The following is a 24977-nucleotide window of genomic DNA, read 5'->3' as shown; positions in this document are numbered from 1 at the left end:
GACTCTCGCCGTCCTTCAGCCGGACTATGGAGCCGCCTTCCCATGGCGGGCCGCGCCCTGCTCTGCTTCTGGGGCATAGTGGCGGTCGGTGGCGTGGCCGGAATCGGCGGACTGGCATGGATGGGCGGCAAAACGACACCGTCTCCCATAGCCTCCGTGTCCAAGGCCGGTAAGGACGCGAAAATGCCGCCTCCGCTTCCTTTTACGGAACATGCGACCAGGACGGAGCCACCGCCCAAAGTGCTCCCGGCTGTCACGGGTCCGCATGTCGCGGTCGTTCTGGGCGGCTTTGGCTATGCCTCAGAACTTTCAGAGCGTGTCCTCAACGAACTGCCGCCGGAAATCGGGCTGCTCGTCTCGCCCTATCTGCATGATCTTCCCGCCCTGATCCAACGCGCCAAAGCGGCTGGTCATGAGGTTTATCTCGACCTCCCCGTTCAGGGCGCTTCGCCGGACGACACGGCCGTTGGCCCTCATGCTCTGGGCTATGGCAATAATCCTGCCCAGGATCTCGAAGCCCTTCGCTGGAATCTGGAGCGCGCGCCCGGCATCACGGGCATCTCGGTTGCCGATACCATTCAGCGGGATGCGCCCTCCGCGCCGGGTTACGCGGCCTCTCCTGATTTCCCTCCCATCGCGCATGTGGTCACGCACGATGGATTGCTGGTTTTGGTCAATGGCGATCAGAGGCCAGGCATCGCCCATGATCTGCGTTCCGATTCGACCATTCATCTCGATGCGGATGGCGCCACGATTACACGGGCACTTTCGCAACTGACCGACCGCGCCATACACGGCGAATATGTGCTGTCGGTTACCGATACCGTCACGCCATCGGGCATCACCGCGCTCAAGGCGTGGAGTACGGATCTGACGAAACAGGGAATCACGCTCGTCGCCCCGAGCCGCATGCTCGCGCCTGACGGCTTCGTGCAGGACGCCTCGCACGATGCAGGAAATCCCACATGACCGATCCTCGATCCCTGCCTTATCGACGCAATGTCGGCGCGATGCTGTTCAACGCCAGAGGTGATCTGTTTCTGGCGCGCCGCAGCGACATGGCGGAGGGCATCTGGCAATGTCCCCAGGGTGGCATCGATGATGGCGAAGACCCCGATCGGGCAATCATGCGCGAGCTGGGCGAAGAAATCGGCACGGCCAACGCTGTCGTGCTCGGCGTATATCCCGAGTGGATATCCTACGATCTGCCCGACCACCTGATCGGCAAGGCGCTCGGCGGCCGCTACAGGGGACAGACCCAGCGCTGGTACGCCCTGCGCTTTCTCGGCACGGACCGCGACATCCGACTGGACCAGCATCTGCCCGCGGAGTTCGACCGCTGGCAATGGGTCCTTCCCACCGATGTTCCGGACTTCAATCTCGGTTTCAAGAAACCCATCTATGAAACGCTCCTTCCCGCGCTTTCCGCTCTGGCGCCGCCTCTATAGGGCCAGCTCGAGCGACTGGTTGCGGACCATACGCGCATAAAGCCCGTCTCCGCGCAGGAGTTCAGCATGTGTGCCCGCCTGAATGGCGCGCCCATGATCCATCACGACAATCATATCCGCCGACTGCACGGTCGCCAGGCGATGGGCGACGATGAGCGTCGTGCGGTCCCGGCGCAGTTCCAGAAGGGTTCTCTGAACTTTGGCCTCGCTCTCGGCGTCCAGCGCACTCGTGGCTTCGTCGAGCAGCAGGAGCCTCGGATCGCGCAGCAGCGCACGCGCCAGCGCGACGCGTTGACGTTGACCTCCGGACAGACGCTGTCCGCCCGTGCCGACGCGGGTATCGAGCCCGTTGGGCAAAGTCGCTATGAAATCGACCGCAGCCATGGAAGCCGCGGCCTCCACTTCTTCGCGCGTCGCCGCGGGACGACCGATGCGGATGTTGTCGAACACGGAAATATCGAAAAGAGTCGTTTCCTGACTGACATAGGCAATGGCATCCCGCAGACCACCCAGGCTCAGATCGCGCAGATCGACGCCATCGAGTGTGATGGCTCCCTGGCTGACATCGTGCAGACGCGGCACGAGGGACAACGCCGTCGATTTGCCAGCTCCCGACGGCCCGACAAGGGCCACGGTCGTGCCCGGCCGGACGTCGAAAGACAGGCGGTCGAGGCCGATCCGTCCATCAGGGTAGACAAACTGGACGTCATCGAAAACAAGATGACCATGTCCCGCAGGAAGCGGACGAGGGTTCGACCGCTCGACGACCGCTGGAGGTTCGTCGATCACGCTGAAAATACGTTGTAGCCCCCCCAGACCTTCCTGCAGGGCCGCGTTGAGCGAACCAAGCGCCCGTAGCGGACGGGATGCGGCAAAAAGCGCGGTGATGAAGGCCGTGAATCCGCCAAGCGAGGCGCCGCCGGTTGCGGCCCGCCATCCGGCGAAGCCAAGAACGGCGGCGATGGCCGCGCCGCCGAGCACCTCGAGAACCGGATCGACGCGCGCGCGTCCGACGGCAATACGCAGGAAGGCGTTGTGCAGCAGGTTCAGCGACTGGTCGACACGCTGCGTTTCCGCTTCTTCCATGCGATAGATACGCACCTGGCGGGCCAGGGCGAAGCTCTCGTTGAGCAGCGCGGCCGTGCTGCCGATCTGCTCCTGCATGCCGCCGGAAGCGCGGCGAATACGCTTGCCAAGCCGTTGAACCGGCACGGCGGCGACCGGATAGAGCACCAGAGCGATCAGGCTGAGTTCCCAGTCGGCGATGATCATCGCCACGACGAGGCCGATGACGGTCACGACATCGCCGAGCGCATTGACCGCGCGTCCCATGGCTTCGCGGATCGAGATCGCATCCGTGGTGAAGCGCGTGGCCCACTGGGCCGGGGCTTCGCTCTCGATGCGCGCGATATCGGCTCGCAGGGCATGGCTGAACATGCGCTCCTGCAGGTCACGGATGACCGCGAGCACGAGGGACTGCACGGAAATCGTCTGGCCGTACTGGGCGGCTGCCTTCACGGCGACCACGGCCACGACGAGAGACGGCACCTGATAAAGGATGCGGGGATCGTGGGCCGCGAACATATCGACGGCGCGCTTGATGATCAGCGGATAGAGCGCCGTCATCCCCGCGGTGACCACGGTCAGGCCGACGACCAGCGCGATATGCCCTGGCAGTCTGGCGATTTCCTCACGCCAGACGCGCCGAAGCATCTGCCGACCGCGGGGCGCCACCGGATCGATCTTTTCGGGCGGCGACAGCCTGCCTGTCTTGAGGGGATGCGCGTTCATTCGCCCCTACTACCTCTCCCGCGTGACGCAGGGAAGGCTGTGCCGATGTCAGACGGTCCGCGCGGCCATCGCGTTTTCCAAATGTATCAGACAGGCCACGCGCCCCGGCCTGCATCCCTCGCTCATCCACCAGGCTTCCACGACGCGTAAAACAGCCCCCACACCCGGACCGGCCACGCCCCCGGCCTCCAGAACGTCTCGCCCCGACAGCGGAAAAACCGGATGTGGAATGGCCGCCAGCCGGGCGCGCAGAGCATCCCATGCCGGGTCCGCCCTTCCAAGACGATCGGCCTGGGCGATCCATACGCCATCCATGAGCCAGTCCAGCCGCGTGGTCGCAAGCGCCCGGCGCAGATCGTCATCGGAGGCGTCCGGCGTCAGGAAGCCGGGCTGGCGCATCGCATCGAGACGGGCGCGCACGCCATTGGAAAGTTTGAGCCGCTCGCCCGTATCGGGGGCATCGCAAAGAACGCCCAGACGCAGGATCGCATCCGGTGGCGCGCCGGTCGCCATGAGACGTTCAAGACGCCGGGGCGCGAGATGGGGAGCCGCAAGGATGCGCGACAGAGCCCCGCATTCCATCATACGCGCCACGACGTCCAAAACGCGCGGCCCCTCCAGAATACGCAGCAGTTCTCCGGCGACGCGCTCGGCGGACAGGGCGCCCAGACGCGACACATCCGACGTTATGGCCGCCAGCGCTTCCCCATCCGGCACGGTGCCGCCATAGCGAGCATCGAAACGAAAGAACCGCAGGATCCGCAAGGCGTCTTCCGCGATCCGCCGCGAGGCCTCGCCCACGAACCGGACGCGTCTCGCGGCCAGATCGTCCACGCCGCCGAAATAGTCATGAACCTGTCCGTTTCGGTCGAGAGACATCGCATTGATCGTGAAATCCCGCCGCGCCGCGTCTTCGGCCCAGTCCCGCGTCCAGCGAACGACCGCATGACGGCCATCCGTCTCCTCGTCACGGCGCAACGTCGTGATTTCGTAAGGCCTGCCCGCGATGACGGCCGTAACCGTGCCATGCGCGAGCCCCGTGGGCACGACCTTGATCCCGGTCGCATCGAGAAGCGCCATCACCTGTTCCGGCGCTTCCGGCGTCGCGAGGTCGTAATCATGCACAGGCGCGCCACACAGCAGATCACGCACGCAGCCACCCACCAGCCGGGCATCCGGCAAGCTGCGCCACAGGTGATCCAGCCCCCGTCGCTCCGGAAGGGCCGCAAGAAGATTTTCGGGGTTCACGGGCAACCGACCCGGGTCAGGGCTGACGGGCCAGCGGAAAGAAACAGTCCTGGCTCCAGACTCCGAGGCACGGACGTCCTTCGACATGGCCGGGAACCGCGAGGGCCGCGAGTTCGTAATAGACAGGCCGCGCCAGGCGGGCGAGCAACGGAAAGCGACCTTCGCCCCAGCGAATGACGATATAGGGAATCGACGCATGGTCCTCGCAGCAGGGGCGATCCCAGTCCACTTCCAGTGGATGATCAGGCCCCGCGCAGATCACCTCATCCACGTTCGTGCGGAAACACAGCGTCTGGTGTCGGCCGCAACTGCCCCGAAAATCCAGCTCGACCGCCAGAAACGGCGCGTCCTCGACCTGGATCGAGCCGCTTTCCGCAGGCGTTTCGAGCCAGAACGTGCCCTCGACATCGCGCTTCAGCATCGAAGAGAACAGGCAGACCATCGGCTTGCGCCGGATCGGGCTCCCTTGATAAAGCCAGGTTCCGTCGCGCTGGATGAGAAAGGGCAGAACCCGTTCCCTTTTCGGCTTCGGATGGCCGGCGGGACATTCCTGCTGGCCGGAGGATGCCTGAATCAGGCTTGCGGGGCTCGTCCGATCGGTATTCTCGCTCAATTTCCACTCCGCGACCGGTAAGAAAACGCTCTTGCCCCCAACTTGGGCGCGGTTGCGACTTGATGAAACCCCCCAAGCTGTCAGATTGAGGATATGAGCCAGATCGACCCCTTCGCCCCCACTCCCCAGGACGCCGCCGCACAGGCTGACCGGACCGCCGCGCAACTCGGCCAGATCCGCCATGCCATCGAGCAGGTCGTATTCGGACAAGCTTCCGTCATCGAGCAGGTGCTGATCACCATTCTCTCGGGCGGTCACGCTCTGCTGGTCGGCGCGCCCGGACTTGGAAAGACCCTCCTCGTCAACACCACCGCCACCGTGCTCGGACTGAACGCCAAACGCGTCCAGTTCACGCCGGACCTCATGCCGTCGGACATCACCGGCACGGATATCCTGGATCAGGACGAATCGGGACGTCGCGTCTTTCGCTTCGTGCCGGGCCCGATTTTCACCCAGATGCTGCTGGCCGACGAGATCAACCGGGCCAGCCCCCGCACGCAGTCCGCTCTTCTTCAGGCCATGCAGGAATATCGCGTGACCCAGAGCGGCACGGAATATCGCCTGCCGACCCCGTTCCACGTGCTCGCCACCCAGAATCCGATCGAGCAGGAAGGCACCTATCCACTGCCCGAGGCGCAGCTCGACCGTTTCATGCTTCAGATCCTTCTCGATTTCCCGGATCGGGACGCCGAACGCCAGATGCTGGTCGCCACGACCGGCGCGAGCCAGGCACCGCCCACCGCCCTGGCGACCCCGGCCGACCTGATCGCGGCGCAGGCTCTGGTCCGCCGTCTGCCCATCGGCGAAAAAGTGGTCGATGCCATCCTCACGCTCGTGCGCGGTCTGCGTCCCGAGACGGCTGCGACGAAGGAAATCGGAGAAGCGCTCGCCTTCGGTCCGGGGCCACGCGCGGCGCAGGCGCTCATGCTGGCCTGTCGCGCACGCGCCCTGCTGGGCGGTCGTCTGGCGCCCAGCCCGGATGATGTCGCGGCACTGGCCCAGCCTGTGCTCGCCCATCGCATGGCGCTGAACTTCTCGGCCCGTGCCAATGGCACGACCCTCGAAGGGCTGATCTCCGGACTGGCCGGATCCATCCTCTGACCGTGCTGGAGATGTTCGATCGCTGGATTCGCCGCAAAGCGGCGACGTCGGCGGAAGCCCGGCTTCGCGCCGCCACGGGCGCGGACGCGCAGGGCGGTCTGGACGCGCGCGGCCTGCTGCCTCCGCTCGTCGTGGAAGCGGAACGCATCGCCCGCCAGATGATGGCGGGCGTGCATGGCCAGCGCCGGGCCGGAACGGGTGAGGATTTCTGGCAGTATCGTCCCGCCGAGCCTCATGAGCCTGCGTCGCGCATCGACTGGCGGCAATCCGCGCGCGGCGATTCCTACTGGGTGCGCGAACGCGAAGCGGAAGGCGCGCAGCAGATCATGTTCTGGTGCGACCCGTCGGCATCGATGGACTGGCGTTCCACGTCCACGCTCCCCACCAAACGTGAGCGCGCCATGCTCTGCACACTCGCGCTCGCTTCCGCCATGCTGCGGGGCGGAGAGCGCGCCGGTCTCATGAGCGGTCCCGAAGCGGGGCGACATTTCAGCGGCCCGCAATCCTATCCGCGTCTTGCCCAGGGACTTCTCTTCACCAAAACGGATGACAGCGCGCCCCGCGCCGATTTCGTGCGTTCACACGGACGGCTCGTTCTGGTCAGCGATTTTCTCTGGCCCCTCGCACAGCTTCAGGACACGCTGACGGCGATCGGCGCCCGACCCGCGCGCACCGAACTGCTCTGCATTCTCGATCCGGCTGAAATCTCGCTGCCCTATCGCGGGCGCGTGCATTTCGAAGGGGTCGAATCCCGTGACGGTCTCACCCTCCCCGCCGTCGAGGAACTGGCTCCGGCCTACGAGGCCGCGATGCGCGATCATATCGCCGCCCTGCGCGATCTCGCGGGCGACAACCATGCGTCGGTAACCGTGCACCAGACCGATCACAGCCCGATGCCGGCCCTCCTTGGCCTTTACGCACGCCTGTCCGGCGGAAGGCTCGCGGCATGAGTTTTCTCGCCCCCTATGCGCTGATCGGGCTTCTGGCGCTGCCCGTCATCTGGTGGCTCATCAAGGCGACGCCGCCGCCGCCGACGGAGCAGCGCTTTCCGTCGCTCATGATCCTGAACCGGCTGCACCCTCGACGCGCGGATACGGAACGCGCGCCGCTCTGGCTCCTCCTCCTGCGGCTCGTCGCAGCGGCGCTGGTGATCGTCGGACTGGCCCAGCCCGTGCGCGTCGCGCATGAGAGAAGCCTTGCGGCAGGTTCGGGACGCCTCGTGATCGTGCTCGATGACGGGTGGAGCGCCGTTCCGCACTGGTCGGAACGCGTCCGCACGGCCCGCCTGCTGGGCGATCACGCGCTGGAGCAGCAGAACGAGGTCGTGCTCGTCCGCGCCGCTCGTGGGCCCGACGGCGCGCTCCCGGAGCCTTTCGCCACCCGTGATCGCGCCCGCTTCGACGCGTTGATGGGGCGTTTGCGCCCCGAATCCTGGGGCCTCGACCGCCATGGCCTGGTCCCCGCCATCCAGGCTCTGAGTGACGGTGGACGCGCCCGCGTCATGGTACTCGCGGACGGTCTGGCCACGCCCGACGACGCGGCCCTCAAGGGCGCGCTGGAAGCCCTGGGCGACGTCACCGATATTCGCTGGTCCGCCTGCGATATCGCAACGCTGGGAGCGACGACCGCCAGCGGGCTGAAGGCGCGCGTCAGCGTTCTGCCCTGCCCGGCCCGTCATTTCGAAATCCATGCCCGCTCGGAGCAGGGTGGCACGCTCGCGGTCTTTCCGCTCGATATCCCCGCCGGCCTGTCCCAAGCGCAGACGGATCTCGATCTTCCGGCCATTCTGCGCAACCAGACGGCGCGTCTGACTCTCTCGACAGGCGCGGCCGACGGCAACGGAACCGCGCTGGCGGAGATGAACATGGGCCCCGCCGGGATTCGCCTCCTCGACGAGGGCGATCGCCGCCGTCCGGTCGGTCTCGTGGCGACACCCAATGACGACACGCCGCTCGTCGGGTCCGCTTTCTTTCTGAGCCGCGCCCTGGGCAACATCGCCGAACTGCGTCACGGATCGGTCGACCAGCTTCTGGGGGGCAAGCTTTCCGTCCTCATCGCGCCGGACGGAACCCTGTCGCAGGAAGGCCTTCAGCATCGGGTGGATGCCTGGGTGAAGGATGGTGGCGAACTGATCCGTTTCGCAGGCCCGGCGATGGCGCCCGGCGGCGACACGCCCGACGCGAGGGTCGATCCTCTCCTGCCCGTGGCGCTCATGGGCGGCGTGCGCCAGCTTGGCGGCCCGATGTCCTGGGGCACCCCGCAGAAACTGGCTCCGTTCCCCGAAGGCTCGCCTTTTTCGGGGCTGAACCAGCCATCCGACGTCACGGTGACACGTCAGGTTCTCGCCCGGCCTTCCAGCGAACTCACTGATCATGTCTGGGCACGGCTCACCGATGGAACGCCTCTCGTCACCGCCACGCGGTCGGGACGCGGCGAAATCGTGCTGTTTCACGTCACTCCCAGCCCGGACTGGTCCAACCTGCCGATTTCGGGTCTGTTTCCGGAGATGCTCCAGCGCCTGATCCAGCGTTCCGAAGGCGTGCGTGGCGCCACGGCCACCGCCACGACCCTGCAACCCGCCGAAACGCTCGACGCGGACGGCATTCTCGGACCGCCGCCGCCCGGCGCGCGCGCGCTGCCCGCATCGGCCTTCGGGAACACGGTCCCCAGCGCCGAACATCCGCCGGGCCTGTATGGTCCCCATGCCCAGCGGCGCGCTCTCAATCTTGGGGACGCCATGGCCGCCCTGACGCCGGAAATGCGCCTCGGCACGCCGATGACGCCCCGGAGCGCACGCCCCGAGCAACCGCTCGGCCCGCTCCTGCTGGCTTGCGGGCTGCTGCTGCTGCTGCTGGACCTCGTCCTGAGCCTTGCGCGCCGCGGATTGCTGCGTCGCGCATCCCTCGCCCTGATGCTGCCGGTGGCGGGCTGGCAGGCCGCGCACGCTCAGGCTTTGCCAACACAGCCCTCTGCACCGTCCCCTGCGGCGACCACTCCGGCGACCACTCCGGCGGGGGTCACTCCGGCGGGGCCCCAGGCGAGCGACGCTCCCCCGGCAGCGCTTCAGACCCGCCTCGCCTATGTCGTGACCGGCCATGACGACATCGACCAGGCTTCGCGCGAGGGCCTGGACGGGTTGTCGAAATACACCGCCGACCGCTCCTCGGCGCAGCTGGGACCGCCAGACGGCGTGCATCCCGGCACGGACGACCTCGCTTTCTATCCGCTGCTCTACTGGCCGGTCACGGAGGACGTGCAGGCCGACCCGAAGCGAACGGCGGCGCTCAACGCCTTCATGGCGCATGGCGGCATCATCCTCATCGACACGCAGGGCGCCGGAACGGAGCTGGACCCCGATGGCGGCGGCGCGTCACGCGCGGCCCTGCGCCGCGCGACGGACGGCCTCGCCGTGCCGCCCCTGATGAAACTCGACGATCACCATACCATCGCCCATTCCTTCTACCTGCTGCACGACTTTCCAGGCCGCGTCTCGGGCGAGCCCGTCTGGGTGGCCCGTCATGGCGACGAAGCGCTCGACGACGTCAGCCCCGTCATCATCGGCGCGGCGGACTGGGCGCATGCCTGGGCCGTCGGGCCGGATGGCAGCACGCCCTACGCCGTCATTCCCGGTGGCGAGGATCAACGCACGCAGGCCTATCGTTTCGGGGTCAATGTCGTGCTTTACGCCCTGACAGGTAATTACAAGGCGGATCAGATGAAAGTCCCTGCCCTCCTGCAAAGGATGGGCCAATGAATTTCATGCGCAATCTCGCTTTCGAACCTCTCCTGCCGATCGGGCTTCTGGCCGCGATCGTCGTCGTGGCCCTGGCGTTGTGCTTCTATGGAGCGGCGAGACGCGCGCGAGGCATGATCTGGCGGCTCTGCGCCGTGATGGTGCTGCTGTGCTGGCTGACCGGCCCGCGTCTGCTTCATCCGGTCCTGCGCCCCGTGCCGCAGGATGCGCTCCTGATCGTGGATCATTCGCCATCCATGCAGATCCGCGACCGCCAGTCGGTGGCCGACGCGACGGCGGCGCGGCTACGTGACGCGGCGTCGCGCATTCCGGGGCTGACGCTGCACACGATCATCGCGCATGGCGGCGGCGGTCACGGCACCCGCCTGTTCGACGCGATCCAGCAGGCGGACCTGCCTCAGGGCCGTTTCGCGGGCGCCATCATGCTGACCGACGGCATGGACCACGATGCGCCGGACGCCATACCCGAGCGGTTCCGGGCATCCGATGGCTCCCCCCTTCCGCTGCACGTCCTGCTGACGGGCAAGGGCGAGGAAACCGATCGCCGCCTGCGCATTCTCCAGGCGCCTCCCTTCGCCATCGTCGGGCAGAGGGCGACGCTGCGCGTCGAGGCGGACGATCTGGGAATGCAGGATCACGCCCGCCCGGCGACACTGACCGTTACGGAGGGCGACGCGCCCGCGCGACACATTCCGATTGTGACAGGTCAGCCGCAGGATATCGATATTCCTGTACGGCGGCCGGGCGAGGTGCTGGTCGGCCTGTCGGTTTCGCCGCTCGACGGCGAAGTTTCGGACCTCAACAACCAGGATGTCGTGCGCATCAACGGCGTGCGGGACCGGCTGAAGGTGCTGCTCGTCTCCGGCACGCCCAACCAGGGCGAACGCGTGTGGCGGAGTCTGCTCAAGGCCGACCCCTCCGTCGATCTGGTGCACTTCACCATCCTGCGGCCGCCCGACAAGGATGATGGCACGCCGCTTTCGGACCTGGCGCTGATCCCCTTTCCGATCACCGATCTGTTCCAGCGCAAGATCAACGATTTCGATCTCATCATTCTCGACGGATTCCGCAATTCCGGCATCCTGCCGATGGAGTATCTGGGGAACATCGCGCGCTACGTGCGCCGTGGCGGCGGATTGCTGCTGACCGCCGGGCCGGAATTCACGGAAGACGGCACCCTGCAGGACACGCCGCTCGGAAGCGTGCTGCCCGCGCACGTGCCGTCGGACGGCGTCGTGATCGGGCGTTTCCAGCCGCAACTGACGCCGCTCGGCCGTCGTCATCCGATCACGGCCTCTTTGCCGGACGCTCCGGGCATGGACGGCAGGAGCGGCGGATGGGGGCCGTGGTATCGCGCGCTGCGTCCGTCCGACCACAAGGGTGAGGTCGTGATGTCCGGCCCCGGCGACCAGCCGCTCCTGCTGCTCGACCGGGTGGAAAAAGGTCGCGTCGCCCTGATGCTCTCGGACCAGTTGTGGCTCTGGTCCCGTGGCGAAGGCGGAGGTGGTCCCCAGGCCGAACTTCTGCGCCGTCTGTCCCACTGGCTGATGAAAGAGCCGGAGCTTGAGGAAAACCGCCTGAACGCCGCGCTCGACGACGAAAAGCTGACCATCACGCGCCACACGGCCTCCGCCGACACGCCCCCGCCAGCGGAGGTTCTCAGTCCGGACGGCCGGAGACAGGTGGTTCCGCTCATGCGCGTCGCCGGGCAGGAAGGCGTCTTCGCGGCGTCGATCCCGGCACAGGGTATCTACGGAATCTGGACGGTGAAAGAAGAGGGCCTTGTGGCCTTCGCCGCGCCGCCTGTCCGCAATCCTCTCGAACGTCGTGATCTGCGCGCGACCGCTGAGGTTCTTCGTCCCCTGACGGCGTCCAGCAAAGGAAGCATCCAGTGGGTGGGGGACGTTTCCAGGACGCCGGAACTGCGACAGGTCGAGCCCGGCGCCGCCAATGCTGGAGCAGGCTGGATCGGCTTTCCGCGACGCATGAGCCAGGCCGTCACCGAAGCGCGTCCTTCGGATCTTCTTCCCGCCTGGGCCGCGATGCTGCTGGCGATGGCTTTCCTCTTCGTGGGATGGCGTCGTGAAGGACAGCGCTGAACAACGATCAACGAAACCGAGCAGGGGAGTCGCGTCCCGCGACGCTTTGAGGTAAAATCAAAACCATGCGCCATGCGACACCCAACCGAGCCGCCATGACTCCACGTTCGAAGCTCCTCCTTTCCCTCGCGGTCCTGGCCGCGACCACGTGCGTGGTTGCTGTGCCCTGGCATACCGCGCATGCCCAGTCTCAATCCCAGGAGGAACAGGAAGCGGAGCAGGAAGCCGAGGACCGCGCGAAGCAGCGCGAAGCCCAGCGCGATGCCCGCAGGGCGGCGCCGCCCTCAGCACTTCCCGGCGCGGAAGCGCAGGAAGACGAGAGCGGCCACGCCAACCGGGATCTCAATCCGACGGCGGCTCTTTTCGACGCGATCAATCGCGGCAGCCTGAATGCGGCGAAGGAAGCTCTCAACCGCGGCGCCGACATGCAGGCTCATAACGTCCTGGATCAGACGCCGATCGACATGTCGATCGACCTCAATCGCAACGATATCACGTTCCTGCTGCTGTCCATGCGCACCTATGGGCCGCAGGGCGGTCGCATGGCGGCCACGACGTCCCACGGCGATATCGATACGGACGAGGACGGCAACGGTCATATCGCGATCAAAGGATCGGGACGAAAGAAAGCCGTCGCTGTCGCGGCGGGCCCACGCTTCGACAAATCCGGCGGACGCGCCCAGCCGGAAATCGGCTTTCTGGGTTTCGCGAACCGCTAGGAAGGGATGGCCGGTCTCCTGACGGGTGAGACGTCGCCGCGTCAGGCTCTCAGGCCGGCTGCCGAGCTTTGGGCGGGACCTTTCGGGAGATGTGCCGATACACGCCCGGCGTAAGAGAACCGCCCTACCCGGCCCTACGGGACGGTTCCGACTCATTCCGCAGGACATCCAGCGGCACCAGCACGCTTTCCCGCTCGAAATACCAGAACGTCCAGCCGTTGCAGGACGGCGCGCCCGTCAACTGGGCGCCGAGCTTGTGAATGGAACCCCGCTGTGAGCCGGAGACCAGTGAACCGTCCGGCGAAACCGTGGCCCGCAGACGACGGCTGCGATCGAAAACTTCCGTCCCGGCAGGCATGGCGCCGCTCTCGACGAAGCTTCCGAAAGGAATACGCGGCGTTTCCCGCCGCGCGGGCGTGATGGCGAGTTGATCCTCAGACAGGGGCACTTCACGGGCGACGCGCTCGCGCGCGGCTTCTATATAATCCGGATGACGTTCGATCGCGATGAAGCGCCGTCCCATGCGACGCGCCATCGCCGCCGTCGTGCCACTCCCGCAGAACGGATCGAGCACGACGTCGGACGTCTGGGTCGACGCAAGCAGCACGCGATAGAGCAGACTTTCGGGTTTCTGTGTCGGATGAAGCTTCAGACCATGGGCATTCTTGAGGCGCTCATGACCCGTGCAGAGCGGCAGATACCAGTCACTGCGCATCTGCACATCGTCGTTGAGGGTCTTCATCGCCTGATAGTTGAAGCGATATTTGCTTTCCGGCCCGCGCGCCGCCCAGATCAGGGTCTCATGGGCGTTCGTGAAGCGTCGCCCGCGGAAATTCGGCATCGGATTGGCCTTGCGCCAGATGATGTCATTGAGAATCCAGAAGCCGAGATCCTGAAGGATCGTGCCAAGGCGAAAGACGTTGTGATACGAACCGATCACCCAGATCGTCCCGTCTTTGGTCAGCAGCCGCTTGGCTTCAGTAAGCCAGGCACGCGTGAATTCGTCATAGGTCCGGTAATCGTCGAACTTGTCCCAAGCGTCATCCACGCCGTCGACCACGCTCTCGTCCGGGCGACGCAGTTCGCCACGAAGCTGTAGATTATAGGGCGGGTCCGCAAAAATGCAGTCCACGGTCCCCGAAGGCAGACCACGCATGGTCTCGACACAATCGCCCCGAAGGATCTGATCAAGTGGCAGGTCGGACGTCACGGCCTGGCAGCCTCCCCAAGTTGCGTGAGTTGCGCGCGCACGGGGGCAAATCCCCGACGGTGATGCCGGGTGACCCCGACCTCGCGAAGACCGGCGAGATGCACGGCCGTACCGTATCCGGCGTTCCGCTCCCACGCATAGGCATGATGACGTCGGGCCAGACGCAGCATGGCGCGATCGCGTACCACCTTCGCGATGATGGATGCCGCGGCTATGGAAAGGCTGAGCCGGTCCCCGCCGATGACGGTTTGGACGGGACACGGCATGACCGGGGCACGATTGCCGTCGATCAGCGCCATGTCCGGAACATCTGTCAGTCGCGCCAGCGCGCGACGCATGGCGAGGTGACAGGCCCGCCCGATATTGATGCGTTCGATTTCATCGACGGAGGCGGCTCCGAGCGCCGCTTCGACATCCGGGTCTTCAAGAAGGGCGGCGTAGGCACGCTCGCGGCGCCGCGCCGTCAGGGCCTTCGAATCATCGATCATGGCGGCAAGCCGGGGTGACGGGACCGCACGAAACACAACGGCGGCCGCGACGACAGGTCCTGCGAGCGGGCCACGCCCGACCTCATCGAGGCCCGCCACCCGCGTCTGTGGCGCTCCGCACGCGGCCTCAAGCGAAAAATCCGGCATACACTCCCGCCTAACAGCCGCGCCTCGTGCAGAACCGCACGCGACGCCAAGGTCCCGAGTCGCTTTTGAATCAAAGCGATTCGGAAAGCAAACCTTGAGTGGCTCCCGTTCAAGAAAAAAGCGGAGGCAACCATGCTCGCGGTCTCCTGCGGTCTCCGATGAGAGTCCGATGGGATGCGCCAGCAGGCTGAAGATTATGTCGTTACGGGAATCTTAGGCTGCGCGGACCGTCGCGAGGATCATGCATATGCAAAAGCCTCCGTCCGGGGACGGAGGCTCGGAGATCGAGGCTCGGAGATCGAGGCTCGGAGAACCCCAGATCCTTACTTCTTCTTACGGCCAAAGAACAGCGCGCCGATGATGGTGCCGATGACGATCGCCACACCCAGAGAAATCAGAGGACGATCCTGCACGAACGCGGTGGCGACCTCAAGCTTGCTCTCGGCGTCGTCGTAGAGATCCGCAAACTCCTGCTGAGCCATTCCGGAAAGCTGATCCACCTTGCCGCTGGCCTGCAAACCCGCGTCTCCGGTGAGTCCGCCCACGGCGTCCTTGACCCGGCCCTTCGCTTCGTCCAGCAGGCCTTCCGCCTTCGTCTTCGTGGTGTCGCTCATTACGCCCTCCTAGAATGTCAGATGTCGTCCTGTGCAAGGCCGACGTTCCAGATGCAAACGGTTCATCCGTCGCTGGGTTGCAATATTGAGTTTCCGACACGGTCTGGAAAGATGTCACACACGGTCATCTTGCGGAGATGTTTTAAATCATTGCGTAGCCTGAACTATTTTTTAACTGACGCCATGTCCTGTGGCCGTCAGATGCTCTAAGAATTGATGCGCATCAAGATACCGCCAGAGCCGCCTATGACGGCAATCTCATTTTTTGACCGACAGTGATGGAAGACGTGACAAAATGGATGAGCAGACGGCCCGCCCACCGCAGGACCGCCCCGTGACGGCTGACGGCGCCGACCGCCCCAAGAACGCTTCCGACAGCACCCCTCCGCCCCCCAAGAAAAAACGGGGTCGCGTCGCGCTGATCGTCGGCGTTTCCGCCGTCGCCATTCTTGCTGTCGCCTTCCTTCGCCCCCATTCAAGCGGCAATCATCAGGGAAGCCGTCATCGCGGTGCCCAAACCGGAACGGCCCCCGGGGCGGCCACGGCGAATCAGGCGGAGCCGGTCGGCGTGACAACGGTTCGCAGCGGAGACATGCCCGTCGAACTGACCCTGCTTGGGACCGTGGTGCCGATCACGAACGTCACATTGCAGGCGCGTGTCAATGGTCACCTCATGAAGGTCGATTTTACCGAGGGACAGCACGTCAACATGGGCGATGAGTTGGAGCTCATCGATCCGCGCCCCTATCAGGCAGCGCTCGACCAGTGGAAAGGAACCCTGGCGGCGGATCGGGCCAATCTCGAAAAAGCCCGCATCGACAACCGCCGCTACCAGACCTTGATCAAGCAGCAATCGACATCCGCGATGCAGGCCGTCGATCAGGAATACACGGTCAAGCAGCTCGAAGGCACCGTCGCCTATGACGAGGCGCAGGTGGAAAATGCCGAGCTGAACCTGCATTACTGCCATATCATGGCCCCCGTCGGCGGACGGATCGGTATTCGCGGGGTCGATATGGGCAACTATGTCGCGGCGGGCAGCACGACGCTCGGTACGCTGACGCAGATGCAGCCGATTTCCGTGATCTATACGGTTCCGCAGAACGAACTCGCCCGCGTCAATGATCGCCTCCGCGAAGTGGGACAGCTTCCTGTCTCCGCCTGGGATGGCGCGAACGAGCACAAGATCGCCGACGGCACGGTCAAGGCCCTCGACAGCCAGATCGATACCTCGACCGGCACCATCCGCATGCGTGGCATTTTCACGAACGAGGACGAGCATCTGTTCCCGAACCAGTTCGTCAATGCCCATCTGCTCGTCGAAACGCTCCATAATGTCATGCTGGTGCCCAACAATGCGCTCCAGACCGGCCCCGACGGCCAGTTCGTCTATGTGGTCCAGCCGGACAGCACCGTCGCCGTGCAGAACGTGAAAACCGGCATTTCGAGCAGCGATACGACCGTCCTTCTTTCAGGGGTGAAGATCGGCGACCGCGTCGTGACGGACGGCACCAGCCATCTGCGTCCCGGCACGAAGGTCACGATCCCGGCCGATACACCCGCCGCCAGCCCGGCGGACACCACCAAAACGCCCAATGGCAAGCCCTGACGCCATGGCGCGTCCCCCCCTTGACTGTTCAATGACCGAGAACCGGGAAGCCGCATGAACCCGTCGCGCATTTTTATCGAGCGTCCCGTCGCGACCAGTCTGCTGATGGTGGCGATCCTGATCTCGGGCCTGCTCGGTTACCACTTCCTGCCGATTTCGGCGCTTCCCCAGGTGGAATACCCGACCATCACGGTCACGACGCTTTATCCCGGCGCCGGACCGGACGTGATGGCCACCTCGGTCACGGCCCCCCTGGAGACCCAGCTCGGCCAGATGCCGGGCCTCGAACAGATGACATCCCAGTCGTCGGGGGGCGCGTCGGTCGTGACGCTCCGTTTCGGGCTCGACATGGCCATGGACATCGCCGAGCAGGAAGTTCAGGCGGCCATCAATCAATCCAATTCCCTTCTGCCCACGGATCTTCCCGCCCCGCCGATCTACGCGAAGGTCAATCCGGCGGACACTCCCGTCCTGACGCTGGGCATCACATCGACCACGCTTCCGCTGACGGAAGTCGAAGACTACGTCAACACGCGCCTGCAGCAGAAGATCAGCCAGATTTCCGGGGTCGGCCTCGTGACGCTTTCTGGTGGCAACCGCAAGGCCATCCGTGTCCGTATCAACATCCCGAAGCTGACCTCATACGGCATCGCGATCGATACGGTCCGCACGATCATCACGACCGTCAACATCAATTCGCCGACCGGCACATTCGACGGCCCCCATCGCTCGACGAGCCTGCGGATCGACGGGCAGATCAAGTCGATCGACCAGTTGATGAACCAGGTGATCGCCTATCAGAACAACGGCCCGATCCGCCTGCGAGACGTCGGCGAGGTCGTCCAGGGCCCCGAGGACGAGCATCTCGCGGCATGGGCCGATACCAAGCCCGCCCTGATCCTGAACGTACAGCGCCAGCCCGGCGCGAACGTGATGTCGGTCGTCGATAACGTCATGGCCATCCTGCCGCAGATCCGCACCACGCTTCCGCCCGGCATCGAAATCACGCCGCTGACGGATCGCACGGTCACCATCCGGGCCTCGGTCGAGGATGTCGAGTTCGAGCTGGCCATGGCGATGGTCCTCGTCGTGCTCGTGATCTTCGTCTTCCTGCGCAACGTGCCCGCGACGATCATCCCCAGCCTGAGCGTGCCGCTGTCCCTGATCGGCACGCTGGCCGTCATGTATCTCCTGGGCTTTTCGCTCGACAACCTGTCTCTGATGGCGCTGACGATCTCCACCGGTTTCGTGGTGGATGACGCCATCGTCGTGATCGAAAACATCGCGCGCTATGTCGAGATGGGCGAAGATCGCTACTCGGCGGCTCTCAAGGGTTCGCAGGAAATCGGCTTTACCATCATCTCGCTGACGGTTTCGCTGGTCGCCGTTCTCATCCCGCTTCTTTTCATGAGCGACGTTCTGGGACGTCTGTTCCACGAATTCGCCATGACGCTCGCCATCACCATCACGCTCTCGGCGGTCATTTCCCTGACGCTGGTGCCGATGATGTGCGCCCGCATGCTGGCCGAGCGCGCCCATGACGAGACGCAGGGGACATGGTTTCAGCGATGGTCCGCTCGCGTGGAACACCGGATCGACGCCATCATCGCCGGTTATGGCCGCTGGCTCGACGTGGTGCTGCGCTACCGCGTGACGACGCTTCTGGTGGCCATCGGGACATTCGTCCTCACCGTGGTCCTCGCGGTCATTATTCCGAAGGGCTTCTTCCCGGTTCAGGATACGGGCGTCGTTCAGGGCATCACCCAGATGTCGCAGGCCATCTCCTTCGAGGGCATGAAGCGGCATCAGGAGGAAGTCGCCCAGGTCGTCATGAAGGACCCGGACGTGGCCAGCCTGTCGTCCTTCGTGGGCATCGACGGGCAGAACATGACGCTCAACCAGGGGCGCATGCTGATCAATCTCAAGCCCCTGGCCCAGCGCACCTCCTCCCTGAGCGAGATCCAGACCCGCATCATGGAAGCCGCCGACAAGGTTCCGGGCGCGAAGCTCTATCTTCAGCCCGTGCAGGATCTGTCGCTCGATTCCTCGATCGCGGCGACGCAGTACCAGTTCATGCTGGAAAATCCCGAATACGACGCGTTCAAGATCTGGGTGCCGAAATTCATCGCGGCCCTGCAAAAGGAACCCGCTCTTTCGGACGTGACATCGGATCTCCAGGCCGAGGGCCTCGTGGCCCATGTCGATCTCGACCGGACGAACGGCGCGCGATACTCGATCACGCCCCAGACGATCGACAACCTGCTGTATGACAGTTACGGCCAGCGTCAGATCTCGACGATCTACACCCAGGCCAACCAGTATCGTGTCATTCTCGAAGCCGATCCTTCGCTTCAGAGCCATATGGACAGCCTCAGCCAGCTCTATCTGCCAGGCATTTCAAGCGAGATGGGCCAGAGTTCTTCGGGCCCTTCCCGCAGCCCGACTTCAGGGCTGGTACCGCTGTCGCAGGTGACGACCATAAGCCGCGGTCTCGCGCCGCTGCTCATCAGCCATTACGGGCAGTTTCCCGCCACGACGGTCTCCTTCAACGTGGCCGACGGCTACTCGCTCGGCGCCGCGACGTCGGCCATCGAACGCGTCGAGAAGGCCATCGCCCTTCCCGCCACATTCCAGACCGCGTTCCAGGGAACGGCCGCCGCGTTCCGCAACTCGCTCGGCAACGAGCTTTATCTCGTCCTGGCGGCCCTGGTGGCCGTCTACATCATTCTCGGCATCCTGTACGAGAGCTTCATCCATCCGATCACCATCATTTCCACGCTCCCCTCGGCGGCCATCGGCGCGTTGCTGTCGCTCTCGCTGTTCGGGATGGACCTCGATGTCATGGGGATCATCGGCATCGTGCTGCTCATCGGCATCGTCAAGAAAAACGCCATCATGATGATCGACTTCGCCCTCGAAGCCGAGCGCATCGAAGGCATGAGCCCGATCGAATCCATCCGTCACGCGGCGTTGCTGCGCTTCCGTCCGATTCTGATGACGACGCTGGCGGCATTCTTCGGCGCCCTGCCGCTGATGCTGGGTCACGGCGTCGGCTCGGAGCTGCGTCGCCCGCTGGGCGTGTCGATCGTGGGCGGCCTGCTCCTGTCGCAGATCCTGACGCTCTTCACCACACCGGTGGTCTATCTGTTCATGGATGACGTTGGCGCGCGCACGCGACGCCTGTTGGGCATGCGCCCGGCCGCTCCGAAAACAGTCGAACAGGCTGGCGAGTGAATCTCAGCCGCCCCTTCATTCTCCGGCCGGTCGCGACGACGCTGCTGACGGTCGGCCTGCTGATCGGCGGTGTCCTGGGCTACACGCAACTGCCGGTCGCGGACCTGCCGAACGTCGACATGCCCGTCATCATGGTGCAGGCGCAGCAGCCAGGCGGCTCGCCGACGGAAATCGCCAGCACGATCGCCGAACCGCTGGAGCGTTATCTGGGCTCCATCGCGGGCGTGACCGAAATGACCTCGCAGTCGATGGTCAATCAGGTCCGCATCACGCTGCAATTCGACCTCTCGCGCGATGTCAACGGCGCGGCGCGGGACGTCGAGGCCGCTCTCCAGGCGGCTCGTCAGGACCTGCCTGCCGGAAGCCTGCGCAGCAACCCGACCTATCAGAAAGCCAATCCCAACGGCGCGCCGATCATGGTGCTGGCCCTGACGTCCCAGACGCGCACGCCCGCCGCGATGTACGACTTCGCGACCAACGTCCTTCAGCAGCAGATGAGCCAGATCGACGGCGTGGGAGGCATGGAGGTCGGGGGCGGCGCGCTGCCTGCGGTGCGCGTCGAGATCAATCCCCTGATGCTGTATCAGTACGGCATCAGCTTCGAGGATGTCCGCGCCGCTCTGGCCTCGGCAAATGCGCACACGCCCAAGGGCTTCGTCGATGCCGGCGACATGCGCTTCATGCTCGACACCAACGATCAGGCTGAAACCGCGCAGGCCTATCGCGACCTCATCATTGCCTATCGCAATGGCCGGCCAGTTCGCCTGGCGGATCTTTCGACGGTGCGGGACAGCGTCGAAAACCTTCGCACGGCCGGATATTTCAACGGCGATCGCGCCGTGGTCGCCATGGTGTTCCCGCAGGCGGGCGCCAATGTCGTCAAGACGATCGATCAGATCAAAAACCGCTTCGCCCTTATCCGCTCGGCATTGCCGCCCGATGTGGATCTTCACGTCGCCGTCGATCGCGGCGTCACCATCCGCGCCGCTCTGGCGGATACGAAGCTGACCCTGGTCATATCGGTCGTGCTCGTGGTGCTGGTCGTCCTCGTTTTCCTGCGCTCGCTGTCGGCGATCATGATCCCGGCCATCGTGGTGCCGACATCCATCGTCGCGACATTCGGGGGCATGCGCATTCTCGGCTACCAGCTCGACAACATGTCCCTGATGGCGCTGACGATCTCCACCGGCTTCGTGGTGGACGATGCGATCGTGGTGCTGGAAAACGTCACGCGCTACCTTGAGAGAGGCATGGCGCCTCTTCCGGCCGCGCTGCGCGGCGCCGGGGAGGTTTCGTTCACCGTCATTTCGATCACCGTGTCGCTCATCGCGGTCTTCGCGCCCATTCTCATGCTGGGCGGAATGGCCGGACGTCTGTTCCATGAATTCGCGATCACCATCTCCCTGACGCTTGCGATTTCCATGCTGATGTCGCTCTCTCTGACACCGATGATGTGCGCGCTCCTTCTCAAGCCCTCGACAGGCGCGGAAGAGACGACCGGCATCGGGGCACGCATCGAACGCGGCATCCACAGGGTGACGACGGCCTATACCGGCACGCTGGACTGGGCATTATCGCACCAGTTTCTGATGATCCTCACCCTGCCCGCGACGCTGTTGATCGCCGCGGGACTGTTCGTGAAAATGCCCAAAGGCTTTTTCCCGACCGAGGATACGGGCATCATGATGGGACATCTGGAAGGCGACGAGACGTCGTCTTTCCAGCAGATGAGCCACAGGACGGCCGTGGTCGCCAGGGTCATGTCCAAGGATCGGGACGTCCAGAACGTGGTGGGATTCGTTGGCGGTCGTCAGGCCAATACGGCCAATCTTTTCACCGCCCTGACGCCCAAGGAAGAACGTGACGACACGGTCGCCGATACCATCGTGCGTATTACCCGTCATTTCGCGAAAATGGTCGGCGCCCGGTTCTATCTGATGGAGCCGGGCGCCATTCGCGGCGGCGCGCGTGGGGGCAATGCAGCCTATCAGTATTCATTGCAGGGGCAGGATGCCTCGGAACTCTATGACTGGACCCCGCGTCTCGTCAGTGCTTTTCAGAGCCTGCCCGAGCTTATGGACGTCTCATCCGATCTCAGCGAAGGTGGCGCGGCCCTCGATGTCCATATCAACCGCGACACGGCGGCCCGGGTCCAGATCACCCCACAGCTCGTTTCCAATATCCTTTACGACGCCTATGGCCAGCGTGCGGCATCGGTGATCTATAAATCCATCAACCAGTATCGCGTCATCATGGAAGCGGAGCCCAGGTTCTGGTCCGATCCATCCACACTCTGGCAGACATGGATCAGCACCTCGGGCGGCACGGCCTCCGGTGCGGCCGCCTCGAACAACATCCGCGTCCGCGCGACGCAGACGGCGACCGGCAGTACGGAAACAGCGCTCGCGGAGCAATCCTACCAGAACCAGATGGCCAACAGCCTGGCGGGCGGCAGATCGGCGTCGAGCGGATCGGCCGTCTCCACCAGCGCCGAAACCATGGTGCCCCTCACCTTCGTCGCGCATGTGAAACCCGGCACGACGGCTCTCAGCGTGAACCATCAGGGACAGTCGGTCACAACGACCATCGCCTTCAACCTAAGGCCCGGCGTTTCCCTCGGGACCGCCGTGACGGCGATCAACGCCGCCATGGTCAAGGCGCATCTACCCAGCGATATTCAGGGCGCCTTTGCCGGAAACGCCGCACTTTTCCAGAAATCCGTCAATGACGAACCGCTCATGATCCTCGCCGCCCTCGCGGCGGTCTATATCGTCCTCGGCATTCTCTACGAGAGTCTGGTTCATCCCCTGACCATTCTCTCGACGCTTCCCTCCGCTGGCGTCGGCGCGCTGCTGGCGCTGCAACTCTTTGGCGAGGAGTTTTCGCTGATTGCCATGATCGGCGTCATCCTCCTCATCGGCATCGTCAAGAAAAACGCCATCATGCTCGTCGATTTCGCCATTCAGGCCCAGCGCGAGGGTGCGACGGCGCTTGAAGCCATCCGTGAAGCCAGCCATCTGCGTTTCCGCCCCATCATCATGACGTCACTGGCTGCCGCGCTGGGAGCCGTACCGCTCATCATCAGCAATGGTTACGGCTCCGAACTGCGCCGCCCGCTGGGTATCGCCATTCTCGGAGGGCTGGTCGTCAGCCAGGCGCTGACACTCTACACCACGCCAGCCGTATTTCTTCTTCTTGACCGGATGGGCGTCACGCTTCGCCGCGCCGCCCATCGCTTCGCTTCCCTCTTCCACCGCTCTTCACATCGGGATGTCACAACAGGATGACCGCGCTTCCTTCCTTCCGCCCGAAACACCGCGCCATACTGCTTGCGACGCTCTGCACGCCCATGTTGAGCGGCTGCTTTATGGTGGGGCCTCATTATCATCAACCCAGACCCGTCATTTCGGCCCGCTTCAAGGAAGCGCCCCCGCCGCCAGCGGGCTGGACGGTGGCTCAGCCGCAGCTCGCCGAAATTCCGAAAGGCAAGTGGTGGGAAATCTATCACGATCCCCTGCTGAACCAAATGGAAGAACAGGTGGCGATCAACAACCAGAACGTCAAATACTACGAAGCCCAGTATCGTCATGCCCATGCTCTGGTGGACTCGATCCGCGCGCAGCTTTTCCCGACATTGAGCGGAACATTCAGCTTCTCACGCAACGCCGTCGGCGCGCAGACGAGCAGTGCGTCCAGCGGTTCGCTGGTCAGTTACAGTCGGCAGGTGACGCAGAACACCTGGAACACAGGGCCGAACGCCAGCTGGGATCTGGACCTCTGGGGCGCCATCCGTCGCCAGATCCAGCAGCAGGTCACGGCGACGCAGGCCACGGTTGCACAGCTCGCGAACATGACCCTGTCCTATCAGGCAACACTGGCGACCGATTATTTCGAGCTGCGTTATCAGGACAGCCTGCGCAAACTTTACGCCCGCAACGTCTCATATTATCAGCACGCGCTGGAGATTCTGGAAAATCAGGCCAAAGCCGGTGTCACCGACCCGGCGACGGTGCTTCAGCAACGCTATACCCTGCAAAATGCCCAGGCCCTGGAAACCAACGCCGGCGTGCTTCGGGCGCAATACGAACATGCCATCGCGATGCTGATGGGCCGTGCGCCCGCCGATCTTTCCATTCCCGAAGGCGATCTGACGCTCGACCTGCCCCCACTTCCGACGACCACGCCTTCAACGTTGTTGCAGCGTCGTCCGGATATCGCGCAGGAAGAGCGGAATATGGAAGGCTACAATGCGGAAATCGGGGCCAAAATCGCCGCATTCTTTCCGGATGTGAAGCTTTCCGCGTCTTATGGCTATAGCGGCAATCCGCTTCAGGAACTGATCCAGGCCAGCACACGCTTCTGGTCGCTTGGCGCGTCCTCGACGGAAACCCTCTTCAACGGTGGCGCGAGAACCGCCGCCGTCCGGGAAGCCCGCGCGGATTACGACAGCGCCGTCGCACAATATCGCCAGACGGTCCTTGCCGCGATCCAGAGCGTTGAAGACAACTTCTCCACCCTGCGCATCCTGCGTCAGCAGACCGCGCAGCAGGCCGAGGCCGTCAAATCGGCGGACGAAGCCGTTCGCGTCTTCATGAACCAGTATCTGGCGGGAACCGTCATTTACACCTCGGTCATCACCGCCGAGCAGAACGCCCTCAGCTATGAGCAGAGCCTGCTTCAGCTCCACGAGCAGGCGGCGGTTCAGCATGTTGCTCTCATCCAGAATCTGGGCGGCGGCTGGGACGTCAGCGAATTGCCGTCGAAAAATTCATTGCAAACCAACAATCCGTTTCTTCCGGAATTCATCCAGAAAACAAAGGAATAAGATCCAGAGCGCCTCTGCGGAGGTAACGGTGAAAAACGTCCCATCCGGCGCTTTCTCTCGACGATCCGCCCGAATCA

17 protein-coding genes are annotated in these 24977 nt (G+C 64.3%); 11 read left to right on the top strand and 6 right to left on the bottom strand.

The window, feature by feature from the left end; all coding sequences use genetic code 11:
• Window positions 1–42 precede the first annotated feature (42 nt).
• Together PWM43_RS00695 and PWM43_RS00690 are read left to right on the top strand one after the other, a co-directional pair.
• Window positions 43–969 carry a divergent polysaccharide deacetylase family protein gene (locus PWM43_RS00695; protein ID WP_289840650.1) on the top strand — a complete coding sequence of 309 codons (927 nt, stop codon included), beginning with the start codon at window positions 43–45 and terminating at the stop codon, window positions 967–969.
• Entirely contained in the window at window positions 966–1448 is a 483-nt protein-coding gene (locus tag PWM43_RS00690; RefSeq protein WP_289840649.1) for an RNA pyrophosphohydrolase, read from the top strand. Before PWM43_RS00695 ends, PWM43_RS00690 begins: the two co-directional genes overlap by 4 nt.
• Here PWM43_RS00690 and PWM43_RS00685 read toward each other — a convergent pair.
• The 3 genes from PWM43_RS00685 to PWM43_RS00675 form a co-directional block, all read right to left on the bottom strand.
• Window positions 1443–3161 carry an ABC transporter ATP-binding protein gene (locus PWM43_RS00685; RefSeq protein ID WP_289841136.1) on the bottom strand — a complete coding sequence of 573 codons (1719 nt, stop codon included), beginning with the start codon at window positions 3159–3161 and terminating at the stop codon, window positions 1443–1445. The genes PWM43_RS00690 and PWM43_RS00685 overlap by 6 nt on opposite strands.
• Window positions 3162–3287: 126 nt before the next feature.
• Entirely contained in the window at window positions 3288–4493 is a 1206-nt protein-coding gene (locus tag PWM43_RS00680) for a CCA tRNA nucleotidyltransferase (RefSeq protein WP_394355999.1), read from the bottom strand.
• Window positions 4494–4503: 10 nt separating this feature from the next.
• Window positions 4504–5061, bottom strand: a complete 558-nt coding sequence (locus PWM43_RS00675) for a DUF1285 domain-containing protein (protein WP_340313437.1) — start codon at window positions 5059–5061, stop codon at window positions 4504–4506.
• Window positions 5062–5193: 132 nt separating this feature from the next.
• On the opposite strand from PWM43_RS00675, the gene PWM43_RS00670 reads away from it, so the two are divergent.
• The 5 genes from PWM43_RS00670 (at window position 5194) to PWM43_RS00650 (ending at window position 12773) form a co-directional block, all read left to right on the top strand.
• Window positions 5194–6201 (top strand): AAA family ATPase, encoded by a 1008-nt coding sequence (locus PWM43_RS00670; protein WP_289840647.1) that lies wholly within the window; start codon window positions 5194–5196, stop codon window positions 6199–6201.
• An 11-nt stretch (window positions 6202–6212) separates the two neighbouring features.
• Window positions 6213–7151: a DUF58 domain-containing protein gene (locus tag PWM43_RS00665; protein ID WP_289841134.1), complete on the top strand. Its 939-nt coding sequence runs from the start codon at window positions 6213–6215 to the stop codon at window positions 7149–7151.
• Window positions 7148–9955: a DUF4159 domain-containing protein gene (locus PWM43_RS00660; protein ID WP_289840646.1), complete on the top strand. Its 2808-nt coding sequence runs from the start codon at window positions 7148–7150 to the stop codon at window positions 9953–9955. Before PWM43_RS00665 ends, PWM43_RS00660 begins: the two co-directional genes overlap by 4 nt.
• A complete protein-coding gene (locus PWM43_RS00655) occupies window positions 9952–12054 on the top strand; it encodes a VWA domain-containing protein (RefSeq protein WP_289840645.1) in 2103 nt (700 codons plus the stop codon). The genes PWM43_RS00660 and PWM43_RS00655 overlap by 4 nt, the downstream gene beginning before the upstream one ends.
• A 95-nt stretch (window positions 12055–12149) precedes the next feature.
• On the top strand, window positions 12150–12773 hold the full coding sequence (locus PWM43_RS00650) for an ankyrin repeat domain-containing protein (RefSeq protein ID WP_289840644.1): 624 nt from the start codon (window positions 12150–12152) through the stop codon (window positions 12771–12773).
• A gap of 124 nt (window positions 12774–12897) precedes the next feature.
• Here the strand turns inward: PWM43_RS00650 and PWM43_RS00645 are convergent, their stop codons facing one another.
• From PWM43_RS00645 to PWM43_RS00635, 3 genes are all read right to left on the bottom strand, one after another.
• Entirely contained in the window at window positions 12898–13929 is a 1032-nt protein-coding gene (locus PWM43_RS00645; RefSeq protein WP_289841133.1) for a site-specific DNA-methyltransferase, read from the bottom strand.
• A 50-nt stretch (window positions 13930–13979) separates the two neighbouring features.
• Window positions 13980–14618 (bottom strand): ribonuclease HII, encoded by a 639-nt coding sequence (locus PWM43_RS00640; protein WP_289840643.1) that lies wholly within the window; start codon window positions 14616–14618, stop codon window positions 13980–13982.
• A gap of 323 nt (window positions 14619–14941) precedes the next feature.
• Window positions 14942–15232 (bottom strand): CsbD family protein, encoded by a 291-nt coding sequence (locus PWM43_RS00635; RefSeq protein WP_289840642.1) that lies wholly within the window; start codon window positions 15230–15232, stop codon window positions 14942–14944.
• A 295-nt stretch (window positions 15233–15527) separates the two neighbouring features.
• Between PWM43_RS00635 and PWM43_RS00630 the strand changes: the two genes are divergently transcribed.
• Genes PWM43_RS00630 through PWM43_RS00615 form a run of 4 tightly spaced genes read left to right on the top strand, consistent with a single transcriptional unit; the run spans window position 15528 to window position 24900 of the window.
• The gene (locus PWM43_RS00630) at window positions 15528–16841 is read left to right on the top strand and encodes an efflux RND transporter periplasmic adaptor subunit (protein ID WP_289840641.1); all 1314 of its coding nucleotides are present in this window, start codon (window positions 15528–15530) and stop codon (window positions 16839–16841) included.
• Window positions 16842–16895: 54 nt separating this feature from the next.
• A complete protein-coding gene (locus tag PWM43_RS00625; protein ID WP_289840640.1) occupies window positions 16896–20075 on the top strand; it encodes an efflux RND transporter permease subunit in 3180 nt (1059 codons plus the stop codon).
• Entirely contained in the window at window positions 20072–23362 is a 3291-nt protein-coding gene (locus PWM43_RS00620; protein WP_289840639.1) for an efflux RND transporter permease subunit, read from the top strand. Before PWM43_RS00625 ends, PWM43_RS00620 begins: the two co-directional genes overlap by 4 nt.
• Window positions 23359–24900, top strand: a complete 1542-nt coding sequence (locus PWM43_RS00615) for an efflux transporter outer membrane subunit (RefSeq protein ID WP_289840638.1) — start codon at window positions 23359–23361, stop codon at window positions 24898–24900. Before PWM43_RS00620 ends, PWM43_RS00615 begins: the two co-directional genes overlap by 4 nt.
• The last annotated feature ends 77 nt before the right edge of the window (window positions 24901–24977 follow it).

Source organism: Brytella acorum (assembly GCF_029309905.1).
Taxonomy (GTDB): Bacteria; Pseudomonadota; Alphaproteobacteria; order Acetobacterales; family Acetobacteraceae; genus Brytella; species Brytella acorum.
Note: the sequence above shows the minus strand (reverse complement) of the source record. Positions and strands in the feature narration are given on the sequence as shown.